The 4,935-nt window shown below is 38.2% G+C and carries 5 protein-coding genes; 3 read left to right on the top strand and 2 right to left on the bottom strand.

What is annotated here, in order from left to right:
- Positions 1-272: 272 nt before the first annotated feature.
- On the bottom strand, positions 273-824 hold the full coding sequence (locus tag FTV37_RS16350) for a hypothetical protein (RefSeq protein WP_179991722.1): 552 nt from the start codon (positions 822-824) through the stop codon (positions 273-275).
- A 441-nt stretch (positions 825-1,265) separates the two neighbouring features.
- Here FTV37_RS16350 and FTV37_RS16345 point away from each other — a divergent pair, with 441 nt between their 5' ends.
- Positions 1,266-1,745: a HEPN domain-containing protein gene (locus FTV37_RS16345; protein WP_179991723.1), complete on the top strand. Its 480-nt coding sequence runs from the start codon at positions 1,266-1,268 to the stop codon at positions 1,743-1,745.
- 29 nt (positions 1,746-1,774) lie between these two features.
- Positions 1,775-2,167, top strand: coding sequence for a helix-turn-helix transcriptional regulator (locus FTV37_RS16340; RefSeq protein WP_179991725.1), 393 nt, complete (start codon positions 1,775-1,777; stop codon positions 2,165-2,167).
- A 283-nt stretch (positions 2,168-2,450) separates the two neighbouring features.
- Here FTV37_RS16340 and FTV37_RS16335 read toward each other — a convergent pair whose 3' ends face one another.
- Positions 2,451-2,636: a hypothetical protein gene (locus tag FTV37_RS16335; RefSeq protein WP_179991721.1), complete on the bottom strand. Its 186-nt coding sequence runs from the start codon at positions 2,634-2,636 to the stop codon at positions 2,451-2,453.
- 1,342 nt (positions 2,637-3,978) lie between these two features.
- Here FTV37_RS16335 and FTV37_RS16330 point away from each other — a divergent pair.
- Positions 3,979-4,281, top strand: coding sequence for an AlpA family transcriptional regulator (locus FTV37_RS16330; RefSeq protein WP_179991724.1), 303 nt, complete (start codon positions 3,979-3,981; stop codon positions 4,279-4,281).
- Positions 4,282-4,935 lie beyond the last annotated feature (654 nt).

Genomic DNA, 4,935 nt, shown 5'->3' with positions numbered 1-4,935 from the left:
ATTCCGGCTCTGCCTCCGAATCACGCTGCGGTATCGAAAGATTACAGTGCGTACCTGATAAGAGCACCAATCAACGGACTAGGGATTTCTTGGATTGCACCGTCGAAAGAAGCCCAACCTAACCAGAAGTACCAAACTTAGCTAAAGGAACAAGCTAAGAAGCCATGACCCAATAACCGATCATGGAGAAAAGCAAAGACAGAATGATGATGTCGCTTCGCTCCGTTTTGATTAGTACCACATTGGGGCATTAGGTGTGTATTTGATTTTTATTAGTCGTCCCACTTAAAATAGGCTAAATGAGCTAAAGAATTGTCCATGTCGTACGTGGTCTTTGTGGTATTAGTAAGCGTTAGATCGTCATCCCAAAAAGAAGCGTCTTCGGGGCCCATAATCTTCAATGCACCTATTGTGCTACCATAACCCATTCCAACATGCTTAGCTGTCTGAGTAGCAACTTCTGACAAATCAAGGTCAGTATCCGAGTTATAACTATTAACTAATGCATTAGATATACTCGATACGCCAATACCAACTCCAACAGCCATTCCAATCTTAGATTCTTTTGATAAACTCAAACCATTAGTATCAACCACTTTCTCCACAAGGTACTGCACCGCAGAAGACCCAGCGACTGAACCAATAATGCTTGCAACAGAAGATACACCGCTATTAGTGTCGTTATTGCAAACTGCATTTAGTGTAGAGCTAACCCCCCCCACAGTGGCAGCTAGAATTACTCTGGTGATAAGACCTTTTCGCGCTCGTTCATGTGTCATCATAGCTAATGGCTCGCTACTCTGACTTACCTTATCGTCTTTCATTTTTATCCTTATAATCCATTTGCAACGTTTTACTATTTTATCACACCCCCCGCTAAAACTTACCAATAATCAATAAGGTCATGGAGACAGTCCTAGGTGGTCATCAAAAACCATAAATGTATGGATACACAATCAAGCTCAAAGTCATAGAGAACGAAAATTTACTCAAGAAAATCACGCAAGAATGGAAAATACTGAAAATTGTAATGAGCCTATCGATTTTTAGTGCGACTAATCCACGTTATGTAAAAAGCCAGCAATTTGCTGGCTTTTTAGCTTTTAAATAATACCATTTGAAGTACGTGTACCATTAAAAAAGATACACGTACTTCAAAAGGGTAGATTACCGTGCAAACAGCCTTAATGCGACAGAACCGTTCACAATAAGCGTTAGTGGGTATAAATTTTAATAATTATAATTTTTCGTAGGTATGTACTAAAATGATGATAGGTAAAATAGAAAGAAATATAAATATTAGTAACACTTACCTAAAATTGTCTCAAGAAGATGAAAGTGCCGCTTCAGAGTTAGCAAAGTTAGGTAAATATCGGGTTGCTTGTTATTTGATTTTACAATCAATGGAGAAGTTAATAAGGAGTAAGATTTTTTCACTTATCAATGCAGATAACGATTTTTTTAGAGATGAAAATAGAAATCATTCTATAGAATCAGCATTTGATATGCTCATTAATATACTATCAACCGATAATATTCAGAAAGAGCAAATTCGAGCACAATTCGCTTCTAATGTTTTGCTTAAAACTAACTCGAACCACTTACACAATAACTTGAGATACCCATATTTCCAAAAAAGAAAATCTCATTATGTTCTATTAAATGTTGATGCCAGCGATTACGAAATTTTGGTTTCTAGATTAAATGTATTGAAATCATTTATCAAAGATATACATCTTCTTTAATTTTGTGTTACTCAATACTGAATTTTTAAATTGGAACTGTAATTTCTGAAGAAAGAGAGCATAGAGGCCTAAATCAAGCTTCTGCATCTCAGTTATGTGGAATGACTCAGTCAACATTAGCCAGGGTTGAAATTGGTAGGGCATCGACCATAGAAAATGTATTAAAAATTTCTCATGGGTTTGAATTGGAACCATGGCAGCTCTTTAAAGTTGCTGACGATAGAGTTAAAGCTCTTAAATCTCAGGGTTATGAGGTTGAAACGGAGCTGCCATCAGAGAAAGAACTAAAGGAAAATAGTGCTGAATGGGTAACAACAAAAACAATTATAACTCGAGCATCCATAATCGGACTGACTGCAGCCGGTGTTGCAATTGTTGATGGCGTAATCCCTTATATAAATAAGTTTATGAAAAAGAAGTAAATCTCTGAGAGTTATATTCCACACTGATTGCGGCGGGGTTATTCATTAGAATTCGACGTAATGACATTCCTAATCAAACTCCATGACCTAACCAACTGTTTGGTTAGGTCATGGAGATAGTCCTAGGTGGTCATCAAAAACCATAAATGTATGGATACACAATCAAGCTCAAAGTCATAGAGAACGAAAATTTGCTCAAGAAAATCACGCAAGAATGGAAAATACTGAAAATTGTAATGAGCCTATCGATTTTTAGTGCGACTAATCCCTTTTATGTTAAACGCTACAAGTCTTTCATGTGGCGTTTTATCGCACCTTCATTTTCATCCAGCCATTCTTTAATCCGCTCTTCTTCCTCTTGCTCTTTACGCCACTTATCAAGGTCTTCTTGCCTATACTTTCTTTTCCTTGAAACGATTTGATTCAATCTTTTCCATTTTCGCATTTCTGTTTCTGGTTTCGTTTTCATGTAATCACCATCGGCTAATAAATAAACAAATTGTTCTTGCTTTTGATTATCAAAGAGTAAATCACAATATCAAACGATATTCCCCGATTTATCCACCGTGAATGTGGATTGTTTTAAGACTTACTAGAAGAATTTCACATGAAATAAAAACTTGTTAAAAACGCACTCAAAAGCTCGCAAAACCGTTCTAAACTTTCAACGTGGTTTTGGGTGTTTTATAGGGGGATCGTGTCTTAAAATCGATTTGAGGGGATTTAATGCGGATGAATGGGCGGTTTTAGCAAGTTAACTCGCCCATTTAACATAATGGGTCTTATACGTAGCCATTTTTAGATGACTTAATAAATTTCTAACCTACAGATGTACAAAAGCCCCGTGACAGTATCACAGGGCTTTGGTACTCTGAATCGGTGCATTCGCTGCTACGATTAGAAAGCTCAATCCAATCTTAGCAGCGTGAGAGACGCTTGTCACGTTCTCATTAAATACCAGCCAACGACATTAACCCAAATGCACCACTTGATTGACTCGGACTTGGCTCGGTCCCCGAAAGGATAAACAGGCAAATTGTGGTAATAACGTACCGGAAAACGAAATTCCGGCTCTGCCTCCGAATCACGCTGCGGTATCGAAAGATTACAGTGCGTACCTGATAAGAGCACCAATCAACGGACCAGGGTTTCTAGGATTGCACCGTCGAGAGAAGCCCAAACTGACCAGAAGTACCAGACTTAGCTAATGGAACAAGCTAAGAAGCCATGACCCAATCACTGATCATGGAGAAAAGCAAAGACAAAAAGACGTTGTCGCTTCGCTCCGTTTTGATTAGTACCACATTGGGGCATTAGGCACTTTTTTGCTCAAAATTTGAGCCTGAGAGTTCAAATAGGCATGAAAAAATTCAAAGCCAAACCAATTTTAAATTGTTCGTAGTCAATAGGTTGTCTCATGTATTCGATTCCTGTTATGGAAATCAACCCCATTCAACCATAAAAAAGGGAAGCCGGTAGGCTTCCCTTGGAAACGTCGATATTCAATACCGAGCAAGTGAGAATAGTAATACTAGCTTGCTTCTCTGGTATGGCAACTATTAGTTTTTAGGCTCAACGGAGAAAAAAGAACGTTTAATGCAGTTTGCAATTGCAATAAAATCAGGCTGATAACCGTAGTTAATCCACGTTATGTAAAAAGCCAGCAAATTGCTGGCTTTTTTGCTTTTAAATAATAGCATTTGAATCACCCTGTACCGCTAAAAAAACCATACGTACTTCAATTTGAACCTAGCGGTGTTAATATAGAATCATCATAATAGTGATAATTAGAAGTGAATACGGAGAGAAAGATGCATTTTGATATAGCCAATGACACCCTTTTGGGGATCAAGGATCTATGTGAAAAATTAGGTATCAGTAAATCAACGCTGAATAGAATTCGACGTAATGACATTCCTAATCAAATTCCTTTCCCTCAACCAACCGTTTGGTTAGGTCATGGAGATAGCCCTAGGTGGTCATCAAAAATCATAAATGTATGGATACATAATCAAGCTCAAAGTCATAGAGAACGAAAATTTGCTCAAGAAAATCACGCTAGAATGGGAAATGCTGAAAATTATAACGAACCTACCGATTCTAAGTGCAACTAATCCCTTTTATGTTAAATGGGCGAGTTGATTAGCGAAAACCGCCCATTCATCCCCATCAAAGCCCCTCAAATCGATTTTAAGACACGATCACCCTATCAAACCCCAAAAATCACGTTGAAAGTTTAGAACGGTTTTGCGAGCTTTTGGGGGCGTTTTTAACATCATTTGATTAGCAATGAGATCTCACCGTTAACCCTCAAAACAATGACTTTCATTTTGCCACTCATGAAACGATGAACGGGCAGATAAAATTTTTATCTGCCTGTGAATCGTTGGACAAGCGCAGCGCGTCAGAAAAAAGACTCGTAGAGGCTTCGGGGTATCAGGGATCCCCCTGAGTACGCGACTGTAGACAAACGGCAATAATGTCCCCATTATGTCCCCGTTTGTCTGCGGTCGATGTCGTGCCTGTAATTTTGTATTTTGCGATATTTTTAACAAACCAATTAAAAACGCATAGGTAACACACCTTAGAGCCTTGTACGTCAACGTTTTTAGACAACAAAAAAAAAGGGGAATTAATGGCGGAGAGCAAAAAAACAACAACGGTGAGCTTTAGAATTGAAGATGATCTCAAAGATAAACTTCAAATCATTGCTGAACGAGAAAATAAAACTATCACCAACAAAGCACGTGAAATCCTCGCTGAATCAC

Origin of the sequence: Acinetobacter sp. YH16042 (genome assembly GCF_013417245.1) — a bacterium.
Lineage (GTDB): Bacteria > Pseudomonadota > Gammaproteobacteria > Pseudomonadales > Moraxellaceae > Acinetobacter > Acinetobacter amyesii.
This window is presented reverse-complemented; position numbering and strand designations above follow the sequence as displayed.

Excerpts from the sequence above, each read along its gene's own strand:
- FTV37_RS16350 (WP_179991722.1), bottom strand. The coding sequence starts at position 824 with ATGAAAGACGATAAGGTAAGTCAGAGTAGCGAGCCATTAGCTATGATG.
- FTV37_RS16345 (WP_179991723.1), top strand. The coding sequence starts at position 1,266 with ATGATGATAGGTAAAATAGAAAGAAATATAAATATTAGTAACACTTAC.
- FTV37_RS16335 (WP_179991721.1), bottom strand. The coding sequence starts at position 2,636 with ATGAAAACGAAACCAGAAACAGAAATGCGAAAATGGAAAAGATTGAAT.
- FTV37_RS16330 (WP_179991724.1), top strand. The coding sequence starts at position 3,979 with ATGCATTTTGATATAGCCAATGACACCCTTTTGGGGATCAAGGATCTA.